The 21,121-nt window shown below is 70.3% G+C and carries 19 protein-coding genes; 5 read left to right on the top strand and 14 right to left on the bottom strand.

The annotated features are described in order from the left end of the window. Positions 1-258 precede the first annotated feature (258 nt). The gene (locus tag HDR73_RS11060; RefSeq protein WP_287136440.1) at positions 259-2,991 is read left to right on the top strand and encodes a DNA polymerase I; all 2,733 of its coding nucleotides are present in this window, start codon (positions 259-261) and stop codon (positions 2,989-2,991) included. 33 nt (positions 2,992-3,024) lie between these two features. On the opposite strand, the gene HDR73_RS11065 is transcribed toward HDR73_RS11060, so the two are convergent. Next, positions 3,025-3,648 carry a potassium channel family protein gene (locus tag HDR73_RS11065; RefSeq protein ID WP_287136441.1) on the bottom strand — a complete coding sequence of 208 codons (624 nt, stop codon included), beginning with the start codon at positions 3,646-3,648 and terminating at the stop codon, positions 3,025-3,027. A gap of 335 nt (positions 3,649-3,983) precedes the next feature. Between HDR73_RS11065 and HDR73_RS11070 the strand changes: the two genes are divergently transcribed. Then, complete coding sequence (locus tag HDR73_RS11070; RefSeq protein WP_012299921.1) at positions 3,984-5,015, top strand: PDDEXK nuclease domain-containing protein; 1,032 nt, start codon at positions 3,984-3,986, stop codon at positions 5,013-5,015. A 54-nt stretch (positions 5,016-5,069) separates the two neighbouring features. Here HDR73_RS11070 and HDR73_RS11075 read toward each other — a convergent pair whose 3' ends face one another. The 4 genes from HDR73_RS11075 to HDR73_RS11090 form a co-directional block, all read right to left on the bottom strand. Continuing rightward, positions 5,070-6,866: a glycoside hydrolase family 35 protein gene (locus tag HDR73_RS11075; RefSeq protein ID WP_041464708.1), complete on the bottom strand. Its 1,797-nt coding sequence runs from the start codon at positions 6,864-6,866 to the stop codon at positions 5,070-5,072. Positions 6,867-6,949: 83 nt separating this feature from the next. Further along, positions 6,950-8,302, bottom strand: coding sequence for an ABC transporter substrate-binding protein (locus HDR73_RS11080; protein WP_041464707.1), 1,353 nt, complete (start codon positions 8,300-8,302; stop codon positions 6,950-6,952). A 67-nt stretch (positions 8,303-8,369) separates the two neighbouring features. Continuing rightward, entirely contained in the window at positions 8,370-9,320 is a 951-nt protein-coding gene (locus tag HDR73_RS11085) for a carbohydrate ABC transporter permease (RefSeq protein WP_012299918.1), read from the bottom strand. Positions 9,321-9,322: 2 nt separating this feature from the next. Continuing rightward, on the bottom strand, positions 9,323-10,264 hold the full coding sequence (locus tag HDR73_RS11090) for a carbohydrate ABC transporter permease (RefSeq protein ID WP_012299917.1): 942 nt from the start codon (positions 10,262-10,264) through the stop codon (positions 9,323-9,325). An 88-nt stretch (positions 10,265-10,352) separates the two neighbouring features. Between HDR73_RS11090 and HDR73_RS11095 the strand changes: the two genes are divergently transcribed. Together HDR73_RS11095 and HDR73_RS11100 are read left to right on the top strand one after the other, a co-directional pair. Next, complete coding sequence (locus tag HDR73_RS11095) at positions 10,353-11,411, top strand: LacI family DNA-binding transcriptional regulator (RefSeq protein WP_223842660.1); 1,059 nt, start codon at positions 10,353-10,355, stop codon at positions 11,409-11,411. 76 nt (positions 11,412-11,487) lie between these two features. Then, on the top strand, positions 11,488-12,624 hold the full coding sequence (locus HDR73_RS11100) for a glycosyltransferase family 9 protein (protein WP_012299915.1): 1,137 nt from the start codon (positions 11,488-11,490) through the stop codon (positions 12,622-12,624). 40 nt (positions 12,625-12,664) lie between these two features. Here the strand turns inward: HDR73_RS11100 and HDR73_RS11105 are convergent, their stop codons facing one another. From HDR73_RS11105 to HDR73_RS11120, 6 genes are all read right to left on the bottom strand, one after another. Further along, on the bottom strand, positions 12,665-13,984 hold the full coding sequence (locus tag HDR73_RS11105) for an alpha/beta hydrolase (protein WP_012299914.1): 1,320 nt from the start codon (positions 13,982-13,984) through the stop codon (positions 12,665-12,667). A 126-nt stretch (positions 13,985-14,110) separates the two neighbouring features. After that, positions 14,111-14,722 (bottom strand): glycoside hydrolase family 26 protein, encoded by a 612-nt coding sequence (locus HDR73_RS16545; protein WP_306295600.1) that lies wholly within the window; start codon positions 14,720-14,722, stop codon positions 14,111-14,113. Then, positions 14,626-15,474, bottom strand: coding sequence for a hypothetical protein (locus tag HDR73_RS16550; RefSeq protein ID WP_306295603.1), 849 nt, complete (start codon positions 15,472-15,474; stop codon positions 14,626-14,628). The genes HDR73_RS16545 and HDR73_RS16550 overlap by 97 nt, the downstream gene beginning before the upstream one ends. A gap of 109 nt (positions 15,475-15,583) precedes the next feature. After that, complete coding sequence (locus HDR73_RS16555) at positions 15,584-16,105, bottom strand: glycoside hydrolase family 26 protein (RefSeq protein WP_306295595.1); 522 nt, start codon at positions 16,103-16,105, stop codon at positions 15,584-15,586. 45 nt (positions 16,106-16,150) lie between these two features. After that, positions 16,151-16,606, bottom strand: a complete 456-nt coding sequence (locus HDR73_RS16560; RefSeq protein WP_306295596.1) for a hypothetical protein — start codon at positions 16,604-16,606, stop codon at positions 16,151-16,153. A gap of 127 nt (positions 16,607-16,733) precedes the next feature. Further along, positions 16,734-17,228 (bottom strand): luciferase domain-containing protein, encoded by a 495-nt coding sequence (locus tag HDR73_RS11120; RefSeq protein ID WP_012299913.1) that lies wholly within the window; start codon positions 17,226-17,228, stop codon positions 16,734-16,736. Between the two features lie 104 nt (positions 17,229-17,332). Between HDR73_RS11120 and HDR73_RS11125 the strand changes: the two genes are divergently transcribed. Continuing rightward, entirely contained in the window at positions 17,333-17,944 is a 612-nt protein-coding gene (locus HDR73_RS11125; RefSeq protein ID WP_012299912.1) for a hypothetical protein, read from the top strand. A 259-nt stretch (positions 17,945-18,203) separates the two neighbouring features. On the opposite strand, the gene HDR73_RS11130 is transcribed toward HDR73_RS11125, so the two are convergent. The 3 genes from HDR73_RS11130 to rfaE2 all read right to left on the bottom strand — a co-directional run. Next, positions 18,204-19,607: a hypothetical protein gene (locus tag HDR73_RS11130; RefSeq protein WP_133064099.1), complete on the bottom strand. Its 1,404-nt coding sequence runs from the start codon at positions 19,605-19,607 to the stop codon at positions 18,204-18,206. 293 nt (positions 19,608-19,900) lie between these two features. After that, positions 19,901-20,605 carry an SDR family oxidoreductase gene (locus HDR73_RS11135; RefSeq protein WP_041464706.1) on the bottom strand — a complete coding sequence of 235 codons (705 nt, stop codon included), beginning with the start codon at positions 20,603-20,605 and terminating at the stop codon, positions 19,901-19,903. A gap of 43 nt (positions 20,606-20,648) precedes the next feature. Further along, positions 20,649-21,121, bottom strand: a 473-nt coding sequence (gene rfaE2 / locus HDR73_RS11140) for a D-glycero-beta-D-manno-heptose 1-phosphate adenylyltransferase (protein WP_287136442.1), incomplete at its 5' end; no start/stop codon positions are given.

Consider the following 21,121-nt stretch of genomic DNA (forward strand, 5'->3'; position numbering starts at 1 on the left):
AGGCCCTGGATGCGCGGGTCCGCGAGCCCGGCGAGGGCCGCGTCCGCCGAATCCGGCCAGGGGAGCTCAAGGTTCCAGCGGCCGCCCACGCTGACGCGCCAGACGCCGCCGACGGCGCCAGCCGTCACTTGCGGGCTCGATTCCATGCCGTTATCATACGCCACGCGGCCCGGTAAGCGCAAGCGGGTCGTGCTCCCGATACTTTTTTCCGGCGCTGTCCGCCCCTGGGGCCGGGCGCGCCCCTCTGGATGGACAGCCATGTCGCTCAAGCAACGTCTCGGCCTCAACGCGGACCCGGTTTTTCTCATGGACGGCACGGCCTTCATCTACCGGGGCTTTTTCGCCAACCGCCACATGCAGCGCTCCGACGGCTTCCCCACCAACGCCCTCGTGGTGGTCACGCGCGTGCTTCTGCGCATCCTGCGCGAGGAAAAGCCCAAACGTTTCCTCTTTCTCAAGGACGGCCGGGGCAAGAACTTCCGCCACGAGATCTATGCGGACTACAAGGCCAACCGCGAGGCCATGCCCGAGGATCTCGCGCGTCAGCTTCCGCCCATCGAGCGCATGGTCCACGCGCTGGGCCTCGCCTTCGAGGAGTCCGAGGGCTGCGAGGCCGACGACTGCATCGCCGCGCTGGCCGCGCGCTTCGCCCCGGACCTGCCGGTGGTCATCATCAGCGGCGACAAGGATCTGAAGCAGTGCCTCGCGCCCAATGTCTACATGTGGGATCCCGGCTCCAGGGACGAGCGCCTGATCACCGAGGCGGACTTCGAGGCCGAGAACGGCGTCACCCCGGCCCAGTGGGCCGACGTGCAGGCCCTCGTGGGCGACGCGAGCGACAATATCCCCGGTGTGCCCGGCATCGGCCCCAAGACCGCGCGCCAGATCTTCGCCATCTGCCCCACGCTGGAGGACATCCGCGACCATTTCGCCCTGCTGCCGCCCAAGCTGCAGGACAAATTGCGCCCGCACCTTGAGGACATGTTCACCTGGCGCGAGCTCACGCGGCTCTCGCGCGGCGTGTGCGCGGATATTGACCTCGCCGCGCTCGACGTGGGGCCCATCAATATCGCCGAATGCCGCGCGCTCGCGCAGGAGTTTGAGCTCTTCGCGCTCCGGCGCGAGATAGCTGCGCTCGTGCAGGCCGGGGCGCCCCATGTGACCGCGCCGGACATGGCCGCGGCGGGCGCCGCCGCGCCGGAAGACCCGGCGGAAATGCCCGAGGACGTCCCTGCCGGGGCGGGGAAGAGCGCTGCGCAACTCGAACTGGGTGTGCCTGAGATCCCCGCGGCCGAGGAAGTATCGGCGCTGGCGCAGCTTCCGCCCTGCGAGGGGCGCACCGTGGCGCTTGTCTGGGCCGAGGGCGCCGGCCGGCCGCCGCGCGTGGCCGTGGGCCCGGGGGAGATGCAGAGCGGCGGCGTGGAGCCCGCGCCGGCCACCGCGCTCGCCAATGTGACGGAATATGCCTGGACAGGCCCGATGACGGACCTCTGCGCCTGGGCGGAACAGAGCGCCGAAGTGGCCGTGGCCGACCTCAAGAGCCTGCTCCTCGCCGCGCCCTTCTGGAAGGGGCTGCTCAACATCCGTGTGCTCGACCTCGGGCTCGCCGCCTATCTGCTCGGGCCCGAGGCCGGGGAATACGGCTGGTCGCGCCTCGCCGCCCGCTGGAGCGACGCCCTGGGCCTCGAGGGGCGCGGGCCGGCCATCGTGGCGCTCGGCATGGCGCACACGCTTTCCGCGCAGCTTGCGGCCAACGAGCTCACGCGGCTCTACGAGAAGCTGGAATTGCCGCTGGTGCCCGTGCTCGCCGCCATGGAGGAACGCGGCATCGCCATCGATCCGGCGGCCTTTCGCAGTTTCCTCGACGACGTGCAGCGCGAACTGGATACGCTCACGCGCGAGGTCTACGCCGAGGCCGGCGGCGAGTTCAACATCCGCTCGGCGCGGAAGCTGGGCGAGGTGCTCTACGAACGGCTGCACCTGCCCGCGCCGAAAAAGACCCGCGGGGGCCAGCCCTCCACCAGCCAGGAGACGCTGGAGCGCCTCGCGCCGGACGCGCCCATCGTGCAGAACATCCTCCAGTACCGCAAGCTGGAGAAGATGCGCTCCACCTATCTCGAGCCGCTGCCCCTGCACATGGACGCGCATGACCGCATCCACACCACCTTCAACCAGGAGGCCACGGCCACGGGCCGCATCTCCTCGAGCAACCCCAATCTCCAGAACATCCCGGTGCGCGGGCCGCTCGGAAAGCGCATGCGGGCCTGCTTCGTGGCCGGCCCGGGGAACGCCCTCGTCTCGGCGGACTATTCGCAGATCGAGCTGCGCATCCTCGCCCACATGTCGCAGGATCCGGCCCTGCTGGACGCCTTCCGCGAGGGGGAGGACATCCACGCCCGCACCGCGGCCCTGGTGTTCGACATGCCGCAGGACAAAGTGCTTCCCGACCAGCGGCGCATGGCCAAGACCATCAATTTCGGCCTCATCTACGGCATGGGCGCCAACAAGCTCGGGCAGGAGCTCAAGATCCCCACGGCCGAGGCGCGGGCCTTCATCGACCGCTATTTCGCGCGCCTCACGGGCCTCAAGGCCTTTTACGAGCGCGTCATCGAGGGCGCGCGCGAGCGCGGCTATGTGGTCACGCTGGCCGGGCGCCGGCGCTGGCTGCCCGGCATTCTCTCCGCCAACGGCCAGACGGCGGCCCAGGCCCAGCGCCAGGCCGTGAACACGGTCATCCAGGGTTCGGCCGCGGATGTCATCAAGCTCGCCATGATCGCCGCCGCCGGGGATGCGGAACTGCGCCGGCTCCAGGCCGGCCTCGTGCTCCAGGTGCATGACGAGCTCGTGCTGGAACTGCCCGAAGCCGGCGCCAGGGAAGCCGGCGCGCGCGTGGCCCGGCTCATGGAGTCGGTCAGGCCCGGGGGCGTCACGCTCTCCGTGCCGCTGGTGGTGGACTGGGGCTACGGCCGCGACTGGGGGAGCGCGCACTAGGGCGCGGCCGCGGCCCGAAAGACGGGGAGTTCCTCACGCCGTGAGCGGCTCGTTCTTGCCGAAAGTCTCGTAGAAGCTCTTTTCCGCTTCCGAATCGCCGATGAGGTACATTTCCTCGCCTTCCTCGAAGACGTGGCTCGGGTCGGGGTTGGCGTGGAGGATGCCGTCGGCCCCGCGCAGGGCCACCACGCTGCAATGCGTCAGGCTCCTGATGCCGCTGCCCATGAGGGGCTTTCCTGCGAGGCTCTTGCCCACGGTGGCGCGGAAGATGTTCAGCCCCTCGCTGATCATCAGCACCTTGCCGGGCGCCAGCAAGTTGATGATGCTGCTCGTGACCATGGAGGCCAGCGAGAGCACGAGGTCCGCGCCGGCGGCGTGCAGGATGCCCACGTTGCGGTCGAGCGTGGCGCGGCTGATGATCTGGATGTCCTCGCGCAGGCGGCGGCAGTAGAGGGTGAGATAGATGTTGGTGTCGTCGTCGTGGGTGGTGATGATGACCGAGGGCGCGGTGCGGATGCCGGCGCGCTCCAGCACCTCCAGGTCGGCGGCGTCGCCGATGACGAGGTGATCCTTGAGGAAGCCGCCTTTCGACGCCTTGTCCACCACGCTGTAAGGGCGCCCGCTGCGCTCGAGCTGTCGCGCGGCGTCGCGGCCCACGCGGCGGCCGCGTCCACCGACCGGCGCACGGCGGCGTCGACCTGCTCGGGGCTCGACGCGTCGATCGCGCCCACGAGCGACCCGTCGCGCGGATCCGTGATCCGCAGCGTCCCGGGCCCGGCCTCGGGCTCCTCGGGGTCGACAGCCAGGTCGATGTCGAGTGCGGTGTCCGTGGTCACAGGTCTCCTCGTGCGGGTCGCCGGCCCACGGGGATGCGCGGGCGGGGGCGCTCGCGCGCCCACCCGGCCCGTACCCACTTCTCCCGTCCCTCACACGGTCCTCGCCGGCGCGGCCCTCGACGATGCCACGGCGGCTAGCCTGAGCCGGCGCCCGACGTGCTGCCGCTGCCGACCGACTACGCCAGCGTCCTCGCGGCGCTGAAGCGCCAGGTCCGCGCCGCGCAGCTCACCGCGCAGCGTCGCGTGAACACGCAGCTCATCGAGCTGTACTGGTCCATCGGCAACGTCATCTTGGAGCGCCAGGCGGAGGAAGGCTGGGGCAGTGCGGTCGTCGCCCGGCTCGCTGAGGACCTCCGCGCCGAGTTCCCGGCGATGAAGGGCTTCTCGCGCTCGAACCTCTTCTACATGCGCGCCTTCGCGGAGGCATGGCCTGACCGCGCCGAAGTAGTCCAACAGGCTGTTGGACGACTTCCATGGGGGCATGTCACCGTCCTCCTCGGGAAGCTCGACGACCGCGGCGCACGCGACTGGTACGCCGCCCGCGCCGCCGAGCACGGGTGGTCGAGGAACGTGCTCGCGAACCAGATCATGAACCGCACCCTCGAGCGGACCGAGGCTCCGCCGACCAACTTCGCCGGGCAGCTCGCGCCCGCCGATTCCGACCTCGCGCGCGAGCTCGGGAAGGACCCGTACGTCTTCGACTTCCTCGACCTCACCGACGCGGTCTCCGAGCGCGAGCTCGAGCAAGCCCTCATGGACCGGATCGTCGACACGCTCCGCGAGCTCGGCGCCGGCTTCGCGTTCCTCGGCCGGCAGGTCCATCTCGACGTCGACGGCGACGACTTCTTCGTCGATCTCCTCTTCTTCCACACCGAGCAGCTGCGCTACGTCGTCATCGAGCTGAAGACCGGCAGCTTCGAACCCGCCTTCGCCGGCCAGCTCGGCTTCTACGTCGCGGTCATCGACGACAAGATGCGACGCGACTTCCACCGCCCCACCGTCGGGATCCTCATCTGCGGCAGCCGGAACGCGCACACCGTGCGGCACGCGCTCGGCCAGACGTCGGCGCCGATGGCGGTCTCGACCTACACGTACGAGAGCATGCCGGCTGCCGAGCAGCAGGCCCTGCCGGCGGCCGAGCGGATCATCGCGGCGCTCGACTGGGCGGAGGGCGATGGATCGGCGTGACCCCGTCGGGGTGGCGACCATGACGGGACGGGCCACCTGGCCCGTCCCGCCGTCCTACGACTCCAGGTGCCCCAGCTCCGGCTGCGCCAGGAACGCCACGACCGGATCCGCCGCCGCGCCCGTCTCGAACACGACGAGGTCGTTCCGGCCCGCGCGGAGCTGGGCGCCCGGCACGTAGAGCGTGTGCTGCGGGCCGCGGGTCCAGTAGCGGCCGAGCGCGAACCCGTTGACGAACGCGACTCCCTTGCCCCACGAGCGCGTGTCGAGGAAGAGGTCGGCGGGCGCGTCCACGTCGAAGGTCGCGTGCGCGAGCACCGGGCCATCGAGGAAGCGGACCGGCTCCGCGACGGAGGACGCGGCGAAGGACGCCGCCGAGGACACCGACGCCGCCATCGCCCCGAGGTCGAGCGGCAGGCTCTCCCACCCGGTGAGCTCTCGGCCGTCGAGCGTCGCCGGTCCGATGAGGCCCTTCGCCTCGCCGATCCGCACGCCGTAGTTCACGCGCCCCTGGTCCTCCACGAGCACCTCGAGGATCCGGCCGGGCGGCACCGCGATCGCGGTCTCGTGCTGGTCGCGCTGGATCACGCCGACCCGCACCCCGTCCACCGACACGACGGCGCGGTCGCGCACCTCGCCGAATGCCAGCACGCGCGTGCGGTCGGATGCGGGCAGCTCCACGCGGTGCAGCGCGAACCCGCGGAAGACGCCGAGCGCATCCATCGACGGCACGGCGTCGGTCGCGCGCCAGGCGTCGGCGTCCGCGACCAGGTCGGCCAGCGGCACGGCCGCGTCGAACGCCACCTTGAAGGCGGGCGCGTCGCCGCGGCGCGTGGGCACCTCGTCGGGCACCGACCGGTAGCGCGCGATCACGTCGCGGAACGCGAAGTACTTCTCCGTGGGGGATCCGGTCTCGTCCAGCGGGGCGTCGTAGTCGTACGAGGTGACGTGCGACTGGTACGTGCCCTTGTGGTTGGCGCCGTTCGTGAAGCCGAAGTTCGTGCCGCCGTGGAACATGTAGATGTTCACGGACGCGCCCGCGGCGAGCAGCGCATCCAGCTCGGCGGCGGCGTCGGCGGCCGAGGTCGTGTGGTGGTGCTCGCCCCAGTGGTCGAACCAGCCGTCCCAGAACTCGCTGCACATGAGCGGGCCGGTTCTCTGGTGGCGGCGCAGGGTCTCGAGGCGCTCGGCGGCGCGCGAGCCGAAGGATCCGGTGCGGTGCAGCTCGTCGAGGCTGCCGCGGGAGAGCATCTCGTCGGTCGGCTGGTCGACGGTCGTGAGCGGCACGATGATGCCCGACTCGCGCGTGAGGTCGACGAGGTGGCGGAGGTACTCGGCGTCGTCGCCGTACGCGCCGTACTCGTTCTCGATCTGCACGAGGATCACGGGCCCGCCCATGTCGATCTGCCGCGGCGCGACGATCTCGTACACGCGGCGGAGGAACTCGTCGACCGCCGCGAGGTACAGCGGCTCGCTGCGGCGGACCCCCACCGCGGGATCCCCGAACAGCCAGCCGGGCAGCCCGCCGCCGTCCCACTCCGCGCAGATGTAGGGGCCGGGGCGCACGATCGCGTGCATGCCCTCGGCGTGCACGAGGTCGAGGAAGCGGCCGAGGTCGAGGCCGGCGCTCGTGTCGAAGGTGCCGCGCTCGGGGGAGTGCGCGTTCCAGGCGACGTACGTCTCTATGGTGTCGAGTCCCATGAGGCGGGCCTTGCGGATCCGGTCGGCCCACTGGTCGGGGTGCACGCGGAAGTAGTGGAGCGCGCCCGCGATGACGCGGTGCGGGCGGCCGTCGAGCTCGAAGTCGTCGGCGCCGATGCGGAAGCGGGCGCTGGATGCGGGGAGGCCGGGCATGTCGTGTCCTTGCGTGAGGGCGGGGCATGGGAGAGGGGAGGTGCGACTCACGTCGCACCTCCCCTCGGGTCGATCCGGTGGTGCTACTTCACGTCGACGGTGAAGCCCTGCTGCTGGCCGTACTCGGCGGCCGCCTTGCCCCACGCCTCGAGGACGGGGTCGAGCGACGTGCCGTTGGAGTACGCGGCCGAGGCCGAGTCGCTGAAGATGCTGTTCGTGTAGACCTGGAAGGGCAGGTACTGCCATCCGGTGACCACGTTCTTCGAGGCATCGCTGAGCACCTCGTTGATCTTCTGGCCGCCGAAGTACTCGGGGGCGTCGGCGAGGAACTCGGGGCTGTTCAGGTCCGCCGTGGTCGACGGGAATCCGCCGGCGTCGAAGGAGATCTTGCGACCCTCCTCGTTGGCGGTCGTGAACTTGGCGAACTCCGCCGCGACGAGCTTGTTCTCGGACTGCTGCATGACGGCGATGGAGGATCCGCCGCTCTCCGCGGTCGCGGTGTCACCCGCGGTGTACTGCGGCATGGGGGCGACGCGCCACTGGCCGGAGCCCGCGGTGGCCTGCGCCTCGAGGTTGCCGGGCATCCAGGCGCCGGTGATCAGCGTGGCGATGGATCCGTCGCCGAGTCCGCGGAACCACTCGTCGGTCCAGCCGGGGGTCTGGGCGAGCGAGCCGTTGGCGACGAGCTTGTTCCACATGGCCGTGTACTTCTTGGCGCCCGCGTCCTGCATGTCGATGGTGACCTTGTCGCCGTCGACCTTGTAGGGGTGGCCGCCGGCCTGCCAGATCATGCTCGTGGTGAAGCCGGCGTCGCCGGAGTCGCTGGTGATGTACTGGTTCGGGTCGGCGGCGTGCATCTTCTCCGCGGCGGCCACGTACTCGTCCCACGTGGTGGGGACGGCGATCTGGTACTTGTCGAAGATGTCCTGGCGGTAGAACATCGCCATGGGGCCCGAGTCCTGCGGCAGCGCGTAGAGGGCGTCGCCCTCGGTGACCGCGTTCCAGGTGGACGCCGTGAACTGGTCCTTCAGGTCCGTGTAGCCGTAGCCCGAGAGGTCGGCAAGGGACTTGCCGAGCGCGAACTGCGGGATCGCGAAGTACTCGATCTGCGCCACGTCGGGAGCGCCCTTGCCCGCCTTGATGGCGTTCTGGAGCTTCGTGTACTGGTCGGCGCCGGTGCCGACGTTCTGCACGTCGACCGTGATCTTCGGGTGCTCCTTCTCGAACGCCTCGGCGATCGGCTTGATCGCGGGGGCCCAGCCCCAGACGGTGATGGAGGACTGCGTGTCGAGGGCCTTGGCGAGGTCGTCGGCGCTGGCGGAGTCGGCGCTGGCGCCGCCGGATCCGGAGGAGCACGCGGCGAGCGAGCCCGCGAGGACGATGCCGAGGCCGAGCGCGATGGCGCGCTTCGCCCGGCGGGGGAACGAGATGGACATGGTGGTGCCTTTCACTTCTTCGTGGTGGTGAGGGGAGGTGCTGTGGTGCGGAGGTGGGGCTGGGGGACTACGCCTTGACGCCGCCGGCCGAGAGGCCGGACTGCCAGTAGCGCTGGAGGAAGAGGAACGCGATCACGATCGGGATGATCGCGAGGAACGAGCCCGTGATGACGAGGTTGTAGATCGGCTGGCCGCCCACGGTGGTGGACTGCGCGTTCCACTGGTTGAGGCCCACCGTGAGGGGGTACCAGCGGGAGTCGCTCAGCATGATCAGGGGCAGGAAGTAGTTGTTCCAGGTGGCGACGATCGAGAACAGCAGCACCGTGATGAGGCCGGGGCTGAGGAGCCGCAGGCTGATCGTGAAGAAGGTGCGGATCTCGCTCGACCCGTCGATCCGGGCCGCCTCGAGGATCTCCTCGGGCACCGAGTCGACCGCGTACGTCCAGATGAGGTACAGCCCGAACGGGCTGATGAGCGACGGCAGGATGATCGCCCACGGGGTGTTCGTGAGACCCATCTGGCTGAAGAGCAGGAAGGTCGGCACCGCGAGGGCCGTGCCGGGGATCGCGACGGCGCCGAGCACCACCGCGAACACGATCTTCTTGCCGGGGAAGTCGAACTTCGCCAGGCCGTAGCCCGCGAGGGTGGCGAGCAGCGTGGCGCCGCCCGCTCCGACGACCACGTAGATCCGCGTGTTGCCGAGCCAGCGGACGAACTCGCCGTTGCCGTAGGTCAGCACGCCCTGGATGTTGTCCCACAGCGCGAAGTCGCCCGAGAACCAGAGGCCGAACGAGCTGAACAGCGCGTCCTGCGTCTTGGTCGAGTTGACCAGGAGCCAGAACAGAGGGAGCACGGAGTAGATGAGCAGCAGCGCCATGACGAGCGTCAGCACGATGCTGCGGCGCTCGCGCGGGGCTCCGGCGGAGCGGCGGCGCTTCGGAGTGCGCTCCGCCGGGGCGTCGCGAGTGGGCGTGCCGGCGTCGGGCGCGGCGAGGGGGGTTCCGGTGAGGGTCGACACGGTCAGCTGTCCTTCCGGGTGCCGACGAGCTGCACCACGTAGGCGACCACCATCGTCAGGACGCCCATGATGATCGCGATGGCGGCGGAGTAGTTGAACTGCTGTCCCGCGAAGGACAGGTTGTACGCGTACATGTTCGGGGTGAAGTACGAGCTGATCGCGTTCGGCGCCAGCGTCTGCAGGATGTTCGGCTCGTTGAAGAGCTGGAAGCTGCCGATGATGGAGAAGATCACGCCGATGACGAGCGCGCCGCGGATGGCGGGGAGCTTGATGCCGGTGATGATGCGGAACGGGCCGGCGCCGTCGAGCTCGGCGGCCTCGTAGAGGTCCGGCGAGATGACGCGGAGCGCCGCGTAGAACAGCAGCATGTTATAGCCGACGAACTCCCACGTGACGATGTTGCCGATCGATGCGAGGATCCAGCTCTGCGAGAGCAGGTCGGGCAGGTCCCAGCCGGTCGCCTGCTCGACGTTGCCGACGAGGCCGAAGCGGTTGCCGTAGATGAAGCCCCACATGAGCGCCGCGACGACGGCCGGGACCGCGTAGGGCAGGAAGATCGAGATGCGGAAGAACGCCGTGAAGTGCAGGCAGGCCGAGTCGAGCGCGAGGGCCGCGAACAGGGCGATGAAGAGCATGATCGGCACCTGCACGACGAGGAACAGGGCGACGCGGCCGAGCGCGTCCCAGAAGTTCGGGTCGTTGAGCGCCTGCGTGTAGTTGGCGATGCCGACGAACGAGTTGCCGCCGATCATCCGCTCCTGGAACAGGCTGAGGTAGATCGAGTAGCCGACGGGCGCGATGAGGACGACGAGGAAGACCACGAGGAACGGGGCGACGAAGCCCAGCCCGGTCCAGCGTCGCTTGTCGCGTCGCATCGGGGGACCGCTCGGGCGGGCCGCATCGGGCACCTTCGGCCGGGTGGCCGAGGTCGACATCGTCGTCATGTGGTTCCACTTCGTCGGGGGATGAGCGCGGTGTCAACCGCTCGGGCACGATTGGGTGTTTGCGCAAACATCTGTGATGCTCGCAACCATGACATCTCCACCGTCGGCCGTCAAGTCGGGTGGCCGGCGCACGCTCGGCGGCCGCACCGTGTCGATGGCCGACGTCGCGGCGCACGCCGACGTGTCCGCCCAGACCGTCTCCCGCGTGTCCAACGGCGCGCAGAACGTGGAGGCGACGACACGGCAACGCGTGATGGACGCGATGGCCGAGCTCGGCTACCGGCCGAACAGCGCGGCCCGGGCGCTGAAGACCGGCCGGTTCCGCAGCATCGGCATCATCATGTTCACGCTGTCGACCCTCGGGAACATGCGCACGCTCGACGCGATCGTCACGGCCGCGTCCGGCGCCGGGTACACGATCACGCTGATGCCGGTGCCGCATCCGACCGAGGGCGAGGTGGCCGGGGCGTTCAGCCGGCTGCAGGAGGAGGCGGTCGACGGCGTCGTCATCATCATCGAGGCGCACATGCTCGACCGGGCCGACGTGATCATCCCCGTGGGGCTGCCCGTCGTGATCATCGACTCCGATGCGGGCGACCCGTTCGTGGTCGTCGACACCGACCAGGAGCAGGGCACGCGCCTCGTGACCCAGCACCTGCTGGACCTCGGGCACACCGCGATCGTGCACGTTGCCGGCCCGTCGACCTCCTACTCGGCGGCCCGGCGGGCGGCCGAGTGGCGCGCGACCATGCTCGACGCGGGGCTCGAGCCCGAGGACCCCGCCCAGGGCGACTGGACCACCGCATCCGGCTACCGCATCGGCCGGGAGCTCGGGCAGCGCGCCGACATCACCGGCATCGTCGCCGCCAACGACCAGATGGCCCTCGGGATCATGCACGCGCTGCACGAGCTCGGCCGCGACGTGCCGGGCGACGTGAGCGTGGTCGGCTTCGACGACACCGAGGAGTCGAGCTCGTTCTGGCCGCCGCTCACGACGGTGCACCAGGACTTCACCGAGATCGGCCGCCGCTCGATGCAGGTGCTGCTCGAGATGCTCGACGGCCGCGAGCCGTCGGGCGACCGCATGGTGCCGACGCGGCTCGTGGTGCGCCAGAGCGCGGCGGCGCCGCGGGGCGACGCGCGCTGATCCGCCGGCGCCGTTTCGATGCGCCCGCCGCGGGGAACGGGATGGGGGACCCGCCCGCCCGATCTGGAGGCCGCCCGTGCCCGTCGTCGCCCCGCTCCACGAGACATTCCCCGACGTCCGCTCCATCGCCGTGCTCCGCGGCGGCGGGCTCGGCGACCTGATCTTCGCGCTGCCCGCGATGGCGGCGCTGCGGGCCGCGTACCCGGACGCGCGGATCACGCTGCTCGGCACGCCGCTCCACCGCGCGCTCCTCGGCGGACGGCCGGGCGGGCCCGACGAGATCGAGGTGCTGCCGGTCGCGCACGGCGTGCGGGACGTGCCGGGCACGGATCCCGACCCCGCGGAGGTCGAGGCGTTCGCCGCCCGGATGCGCGAGCGCCGCTTCGACCTCGCCGTGCAGGTGCACGGCGGCGGACGCAACTCCAACCCGTTCCTGCTGCGGCTCGGCGCGCGCCACACGGTGGGCACCGCGACCGACGACGCCGAGCGGCTCGAGCGCGTGATCCCGTACGTCTACTACCAGCACGAGGTGCTGCGCGGGCTCGAGGTCGCGGGGCTCGCGGGCGCGCCGATCGCCGACCTGGAGCCGGTCGTGCAGGTGACCGACGCCGAGCGGGCCGCGGCCGCCGAGCACGTGACGGGCGCGCCCGGCGGGCTCGTCGTGATCCACCCGGGCGCCACCGACCCGCGCCGCCGCTGGCCGGTCGAGTCGTTCGCGGAGGTCGCGCGCCGGGCCGCGGCCGATGACGCGCAGGTGGTCGTGGTGGGCGACGCGACCGACGCCGCGGACGCCGACCGCATCGTGGCGCTCGGCCGTGAGGGCCTCTCCGCGGAGCAGGCCGGGCGGATCACCTCGCTCGCCGACTCCCTCACCCTCGGCGAGCTCGCCGGCCTCTTCACCCACGCGGACGTCGTGCTCGGCAACGACAGCGGCCCGCGGCATCTCGCGCAGGCCGTCGGCGCGCGCACGGTCGGGGTGTTCTGGTTCGGCAACGTCGTGAACGCGGCGGCGTTCGGGCGCACGCGGCACCGGATCCACATCGGCTGGACCACGCGCTGCCCGGTCTGCGGCGTCGACGTGACCCAGGTCGGTTGGACCGCCGACCGCTGCGCGCACGACCCGTCCCACGTGGCCGACGTGCGGGTCGACGACGTGCACGCGGACGTGGATCAGCTGCGGCGGGCGTCGCTCGGGGAGCGCGTGGACGCCTGAGCTCGCATGGGCCGGCCGGTCGCGTGGGCCGGCCGCCGGGTCAGCCGGCCGCCGGGTCGAGCCGCTGCGTCGCGTGCGGCGTCGTCGCGATCGCCGCGTTCAGGAGCGACTCCGTGCCCATGTCGAGATAGCCGTACGTCTCCTCGTGCGCGGCGAACTCGGCGGCGCGCTGGGCCGGATCCCGGATGGTCGTCCAGGCGCGCGAGTCCGGGTCGTCGTTCCACGGCGAGTGCAGGACCGGCGCGTGCGTGGTGACGGGCAGGAGGCCGCGCGCGGGATCGCCGTCGACGGAGATGACGGTGGCGCCGAACGCCGGGGCGCGCGGATCCTGGCGGGAGAGCCGCCCCCACACCGCCTCGTCGTCGTCGGCCGCCTCGCCCGCGTAGACGTGCCGGGCGTGCAGCTGCCGGGCGTCCTCGATGCCGTCCTCGACGCCCGCCGAGCCGAGCATGACGAAGGAGTCGACGCCGAGGTCGCGGGCGGCGAGGGCGTCGGCGGCCATGGTGGATCCGTACGAGTGCGCGATGACGTCGACGCTCGTGAGGTCGCCGCCGTGCCGGGCCGCGTGCAGCCCCTGGATCTCGCTCGCGAGCAGCGGGGCGCCGCGCTCCGCGTAGTCGCCGAGCGTCGCGTCGACGCCGGGCGGCGGCGTGCGGTAGCCGATCCATGCGACGACGGCGTGGGCGGCCGGGGCGCCGACCGCCGCCTGCTCGTCGTACACGTTCTGCGCGGTCTCGGTCCAGAGCTGCATGTCGTCGGTGTAGGTGCCCATGCCGGGCACGGTGAAGGTGACCTGGCGGGCGGTGTCGAGGTCGCCGACCGCGATGGCGGCGAGCGGCGGATCCCGGTGGGTCAGCGACACGAGCATCCGCTCCGGCTGGGCGTCCGCACCACCGCCCGCGCGGGCCTCCGGATGGAGCGCGGCGCGGATCGCGGTGAGGGCGGTGAGGCGGTTCCGGGCGTCGGCGTCGTCCGGGTGGGCGGCGACGGCCTCCCGCTCGGTGCGCAGCTCGGCGCGCAGCTGGCGCCGGTTGGCCGCGTCGCGCGAGGCGTAGTCGACGCCGTCGAGGTTGCCGACGAGCTCGGGCGAGCTGCGGATCAGCGCCCGCTGGTGCTTCCGGTCCTTCGACGCCCACCACGAGACGACACGGTCGGGCGACGCGTCCATCACCTGCAGCTCGAGGGCCGGGTGCGCATGGATCATCCGCTGGGCCTGCGCCGGGGTGAGCGCGGCGTAGCGGTCGAGCTGCGCGAATCCGCCCTCGACGCCGGATCCGGGAGGCGCCGGCAGGATCACGAGGCCGACGAGCACGGCGGCGAGGGCCAGCGCGGTCTCGCGCCGCCGGTGGGCTCGGGTCACCACCGCCTCCTCATCGCGCGCGACGCCGTCGGGTCGGGCGGGCGCAGGTCAGAGCGTAGGCGGTGCTCTCCTCGCGACGGCCATGCGCGGGCTGCACGGTGGCTGTGCGCGAGCGGGGCGAGGGGATCAGCCGCGCCGGAGGGCGAGCGCGTCGCGGAGGGAGGCGGCGGATGCGGCGGAGCTGTCGATGCGCCAGTCCTCCTCCTTACGGAAGTCGAACCACACGAAGCCGAGCACGTCGGGCTGCGCCTGGAGGTACGCGACGAGGTCGCGGTTCCAGTCGGCCTTGGATCCGCCCGTCTCGCTCGACGCCACCTCGCCGATGACGAGCGGCTTCCCGGGCGCGACGGCGCGGAGCTGCCCGATGCCGGGGCCGAACAGGTCGGCGGGCGAGGTCCAGCGCTGGCCGGCGACGGCGCCCCAGTTGTAGACGTCGAGGGCGACGACGTCGACCTGGTCGGCGCCGGGGTAGAGGGAGGCGAGGGCGGTGGATCCCGGGTACGGCACGTTCGGGCTCCACACCCATTTCACGTTGGTGGCGCCCTGGGCGACCACGAGGTCGTGCACGTGCTTCCACGCGGCGACGTAGGAGCCGGGCGCGTTGCCGTTGACGCCGTCCGACCACGGGTACCAGTTCCCGTTCATCTCGTGGCCGAGGCGGAGGTAGACGGTCCCGCCGTACTTCGCGAGGTCGGCGCCCCACGAGCGGATGTAGGCGTCGTGGTCGCCCGCGATGATGCGCGCGTTCGTGTACGCGGACTGGTCGACGCCCGCCCCGCCCTGCCACGGCTCCCACGTGACGAGGCTGTCGGCCCCGCGCGCGGCGACGCTCTGGAGTCCGGCGATGGGGCCGGGTTCGTGAAGTCGACGTGGCTCATCACGATGGACGGGCTCTCGCCGAGGGTCGCGGCCGCGGCGTCGAGCTCGCCGTTCGCGGTGGGTCCGCCGGGGGTGGAGAGGCCGAGGCGCAGGCGGGCGGAGCTGATGGCGGGGGCGGCGGATGCGGCGGGCGCTGGTGCGGTCGTCGTCGTGGGCGCGGGCGTCGCGGCCGGGGCCGGCGTCGTGGGCGCGGGTGCCGGGGCGGCGACGCGGGCGGATCCGCTCGACTTCGCCTTCGTGACCGTGAACGTCGATGCGGCCGAGCGGGTTCCGGCGGTCGCGGTGATCCGGATGGTCGAGAGGGCCGTCCGGGGGATCGTGACCGCGGTCGTGAAGCGCCCGGTGGACGTGGTCGTGATGCGCTTCACGGCGGATCCCGCGGCGACGACCGCGGCCTTGCGCCCGGGGAAGCCGGTGCCGGTCACCGTCACGGGCGTGCCGACCGGGCCGGAGGAGACGGAGAGGACGATGGCGGCGGACGCGGTCGGGGCGACCTGGGCTGCAGCGGCCTGGGCGACGGCGGCAGGAGCCGCGAGGACGGTGGCCGTCACGACGACCGCGGGGGCGACGGTGGTCACGACAGCGCACTTCAGGCGGCGGCGAGTGGGCATGGCGATAGGGTCCTTCCCCCGATGGATGCATGCGAGCGTATGTTCTTCGATGCCCGCCGTCCATCGGATGTCCGCTGAGCGACGGGATCCGACGGGCGGGCGGGGCGGATCAGACCCGACGGGCGGCGAGCGCGTCGCGGATGGCGGTGGCCGACGATGCGGAGCTGCCGATGCGCCAGTCCGCCTCCTTGTCCATGTCGAACCAGACGAAGGCGGCGACGTCGGGCTGGGCCTGCAGGAACGCGACGAGGTCGGTGTCCCAGGCGGCCTTGGATCCGCCGACCTCGGACGACGCGGTCTCGGCGATGATGATCGGCTTGCCCGGCGCGATGGCCCGGAGGCGCTCGAGGCCGGGGCCGAAGAGATCGGCGGGCGACACCCACGCGTATCCGGCGACGCCGGTGCCCCAGTTGTAGCCGTCGAGACCGACGATGTCGACGTACGCGGCGCCCGGGTACAGACCCGCGAGCGCGGTGGATCCGGTGTACGGCACGTTCGGCGTCCACACCCAGCGCACGTTGGTCGCACCCTGTGCGACGACGACGTCGTGGACGTGCTTCCAGGCGGCGGCGTAGGAGCCGGGTGCGTTGCCGTTGACCCCGTCGGCCCACGGGTACCAGTCGCCGTTCATCTCGTGCGCGTAGCGGAGGGAGACCGGTCCGCCCCAGGCGGCCAGCTAGGATCCCCACCGGGCGATGTACGCGTCGTGGTCGCCCGCGACGATGCTCGCGTTGGTGAAGCCGGGCTGGTCGACGCCGGCTCCGGCGATCCAGGGCTCCCAGGTGAGGAGGCTCTCGGCGCCGCGGGCGCGGACCTGGTCGAGGGCCGCGATGGGCGGCGCCTGCGAGAAGTCCGCGTAGGAGAGCACGATGCTCGGGTCCTCGCCGACCTGCGCGGCGACCTGGTCGAGCTCGCCGCCGGCGGTGGGACCGCCGGGGGTCGCGACGCCGAACCGCAGCCGGGCGTCGGAGACGGTGGTGGCGGCGCTGGTCGCGCTCGCGGCGGCGGGGGCCCGGCCGATGGCGGCGCTGGCGGGGGATGCTGCGGTGAGGATCCCGGCGGTGAGGGCGAGACCCAGGAGGAGGGTGGTCGCGAGGCGGATGGGGCGGGGGTGGTGCTGCATTGTGTCCACGTTTCTGCGGATGTCCGCTCCCTGGAAGCTATCCGACGCTTCCCAGGTGCGGCGCCCGATGTCCGCTCACGACCGGACGGTCAGGTGACGGTCGGGCGCGGATCCGCATGCCTGCCGGCCTGCCGGCTCAGCCCTCGGGGGCGGGGAGGTGCGCCGGCTGCTCGTCGCCGGGATCGCGGGCGAAGGCGATGGACTCCTCGATCAGGCCGATCACCACGTCGAGCTCGGCCGCATCGCGCGGGCCGTAGACGAGGAACTCGGTGCCGAAGTCCTCGTACTGGTGCGGCGTCGCCCAGCCGAGCGCGGTGAGCTCGGCGCCGCGCGCGACCGGGAGGCAGAGGTGCGTGGAGGTGTCTTCGACGCCGTGCAGGTGCACCGGCTCGAGGCGGCCCTCGGGGGCGAGCGAGGTCCACGGGACGATCGGCTCGTCGCGATCCTCGAGGAAGAGGCCGCGCGACGACGCGGGTGACACCTGGCTGTGGCTCTCGCGCACACCCGGCAGCGCGAACGCGCGCGCGACGAGCCGGCCCCAGAGCTCGGGCGTCGCGCGGTCGGTGAGCTGCCGCTGCGGGCCCTCGTCGGAGAGCGTGGGGCGGGGGCCGGGGCGCGGGGTGGAGATCACCCGTCGAACGTATCGGTCCGACCCTCCCGCGCGACGAGGCGGCTGCGCGCGGAAAGGATGCCGCCCCATGGGAACGTGGGACGGACCCGACCCGAGGAGCGCGCGTGACCACGTACCCGTACGAGTCGCAGTGGGGCGACCTCGCGTGCAACGCGCCGCTCATCGAGCGCGTCGAGAGCCCGGCCGACCGGTTCGACTGGCGCACCGAGGGCTACCCGGACGAGTCCGAGTACGTGTTCTGGTCGCGGCACGTGTGCGGGCTCGCGGGGCTGCGGTCGGTGCTGCGGGCGTGGATCCCGGCGGCCGGAGCCCTGCCGATGCACGAGCTGATCACGCGGGCCGTCGCGCGCGGCGCGCTCACCCGCGACGGCAGCGAGGTCGGCGGGCTGTACTACCGGCCGTTCGCGGAGTGGGTGCGCGACGACTTCGGGATCGAGGCGGTCGTGCACCCGCGGATCGACGTGCCCGAGCTGCTCGCCGAGGTGGGCGAGGGGCGGGGCGTGCTCGCGTCGGTGTCGTCGGAGATCCGGTACCCGGAGCTGCCGGCGACGCGGCGCGGCGGGCACCTCGTGCTGGTGCACGCGTTCGACGGGGATACGGCGACGTTCCACAACCCGTCGGGGATCGAAGCCACGGCGGCGGACGCGCGGCTCGGGGCGGAGGGGTTCGCGCGGTTCTCGGCGGAGCGCGGGGTGGCGCTGGTGCGGCCGCGCTGATGCGGTCGCGCATCCCCCTTCTGCTGTGGGCGCCGATCACCGGGATCGCGCTCATAGTGGGGATCAACGTCGCGGTGCAGATCATGACCGGCATCGCTCTCCGCTGACCCTGGAGACGACACGAGCCCGGCCCCGCGCGCTGCGGGGCCGGGCTCGGCGTGATCGAGTCGGGCTAAGGCTAAGGCTAAGGCTAAGTATTAGTCACACCACGTACTGGGCGACTTCACTAACTTGGGCACATGCCGAGGCGCCCCACCCTCTACCCACCTAGCGTCTTTACTAGAATGGACTCATCCCAAGCGGCGGCAAGTATCGGGTTGTCCTGGTGTTGCGTTACCGCAAGCGCCTCCGACAAGTCAAAGTACATCAGTCCCGATTGTTTTGCTTCCTCAACACTTTTGCTGATGAGCTCTTCGACCCGTCGACTACCTAGCGTCACCAACGCCTCCAATTCCCGGATGTTGATAACGGCTACCGGTATATCTGGTGCCATGTCTGGGATCGCTGCAAGCGTTTCTGCCACAGCATAAAACGGCTCCATTGTGAGCACAATTCCTACACGCATTGTGGCCCTTGACATATCCGCAGGTATCACGGTATCGAATATGGCATTTGTATTATTTAGCTGCTTGACGGCTTTGCTGACACGGTCTTTCACAAAGGCAAGCATGTCCTCGTCTGCTCGCTGCACATGCTTGTCGGGACGAGTTGACTTGCATTCAATCAGGATCGTCAAGCCACCTAGTTCCAATATCCAGTCCGTAGTTTTAACGCGGTTCTTGCCGTCCTTGTACTCTACTTCCTCCTGTAGGCGGACATTGAGTAGAGCAAGTTGCTCGCCAACATAAGCTTCAAACAACTGCCCCAGGTCGCCGGCAAAATCCGATCCAGCCCTGCTGATCAATGCGTAGTACAGATTTGCTGTCGAAACCTGTGAGCTAATCCAGTGCCATACAGGGGCCACATATCCTCTAGTTACTCCCGTGATGAAGGGTGAAGACCCTAGGGGATTATGCGTAAGGCGTTGTAGACCTTCCTCCACCCCCTCGCGCTCCTCCGCCTCCATGACTCGGAACGACTCGAGATCGAGCGACATAATGTTCAAAACATGAATGAATTTTTCAACGGATACCGTTTCTATGGCCTGAGCAAAAATAGGACGATGCAAGTCCTTGATTGTGAGAACACCCTTGCCTATTTGGAACATAAGGGAGAGATTCATAAGGATATAGAACAACTCGTCAAGCGACACTCCCATGATCTCCTCGAACCAGTCGCCTTTCATCACCTTAAGTTTGGCGCGCGGCGGGATCTTGGTTCGAGTGAAAAGCGCCATGGCACTTGCTGCGCGCGAGAAAGGGCTCTGCTGGTCTGTTCCCTGAATGTGCATCATCCTGAGTTCGTTTTGATGAGCGCCGAACTCGCCCAAATCTTCTACATTCGGAACATAAATGCGGATTGATGCATGAAGGTAGTCGTCTACAATTTCTCCGATAGCAGGAAAGCCTTCGCGGTTTCCTTGCGAGATACTGGCTCGCGCCACGTCGGCGTACGCGAAAGGCGGTACCCAATTTTGACCCTGTTTGCTGGGGTCGTAGTTGTCAAGGATGCCTTCGGCTGACGTGCGACGAGCAAGTTCAAGCAGCAACGAGTTCTGATTCATGTGAGATATCATGTCTACGAACTCCCCATACCTAATGCCATCTGGCATATCGGGGCGTCGATTGTCTTTAATGAACATCGGTCCTCACTTCGTTGTCAAGATGCGTCAGGAAGGGGCGGCAATTATGCTTACAGTAAGGGTTTCAACCCGCCCGCGTCTACGGGCGGCATTGGTCAGTTTGCGGTACCCTCTTCTCGTAATTGCAAGAGATCGTGGCTAACGAAAAAGAGCCCGGCCCCCGCGCGATGCGGGGCCGGGCTCGTCTCATGCGCTGGGCGCGGTTCAGCCGCCGATCACGGCCAGCTGTCCTCGAGCTCGTGGGTGATGACGAGCTCGCGGATCTCGCAGCCGCGCGGCTGGCCGAGGATGAACATCACCGAGTCGGCGACGGCGGCCGGGTCGTTGAGGTTGGCGTCGGAGCCGGGCTTGTACTTCGGGTCGCGGTCGTCGAAGAAGTGCGTCTTCATGCCGGAGGGGATCAGCGTGGTCACGCCGACCTCGCCCTTCGTCTCGGCGGCCAGCGCCCGCGTGAAGCCGAGCACGCCGAACTTGGAGGCGCAGTAGGCGGTCGCGTCGGAGACGGCCTTGATGGCGAGCGACGACGCGACGGTGACGACGCGGCCGTGCGACTCGGTGAGGAACGGCAGCGCCGCGCGGACGACGGCGACCGTGCCCATCAGGTTCACGCCGATGACCTTCTCCCACTCGGTGGGGGCGACGTCGACGAGGCGGCCGCAGTGGTCGATGCCCGCGGCGGTGACGACGGCGTCGAGGCCGCCGTGCGCCTGCGCGATCTCGGTCACGAGCGCCTCGGTGGCGCGGGTGTCGGAGACGTCGATGCGGTGCGCCTCCATGCCGGTGACGCTCGAGGTGTCGAGGTCGAGCACGATGGGCTCGCCGCCGGCCGCGAGGACCGCCTGCGCGACCGCGGCGCCGAGCCCGGACGCGCCTCCGGTGATGAGGACGCGGCCGGTGCTGGGGCGGGGGGAGTCGGTCATGGGTGTTCCTTCCGTGGAGCGGTGGTTCGGGGAGTGGTGGGGATCAGCCGACGCGGGCGAGCGCGCCGGCGAGCTTCGTGGTGGATCGGCCGGGGTGGTACGGGACGGTCACGGCCTGGCCGCCCCACTCGGCGATGACCGCCGACTCGGGGAGGTCCTCGGCGCGGTAGTCGCCGCCCTTGACCCAGAGGTCGGGCTTGATGGAACGGAGCGCCTCCTCGGGGGTGTCCTCGGAGAACAGCACGACCGCGTCCACCACGCCGAGCGACATGAGCAGGTCGACGCGGTCCTCCTCGGTCATGATCGGGCGCTCGGGTCCCTTGAGGCGGCGCACCGAGTCGTCCGAGTTGAGGAGCACGACCAGGCAGTCGCCGAGGGCGCGGGCCGCGGCGAGGGTGCGGGCGTGGCCGGCGTGCACGAGGTCGAAGCAGCCGCCCGTCGCGACGACGGTGCCGCCGGCGGCCCGTGTCGCGCGGACCACCTGGAGGGCGCTCGCCGCGTGGCCGCCGATGGGGC

The sequence above is a fragment of the Clavibacter sp. genome (assembly GCF_014802555.1).
Taxonomy (GTDB): domain Bacteria; phylum Actinomycetota; class Actinomycetes; order Actinomycetales; family Microbacteriaceae; genus Clavibacter; species Clavibacter sepedonicus.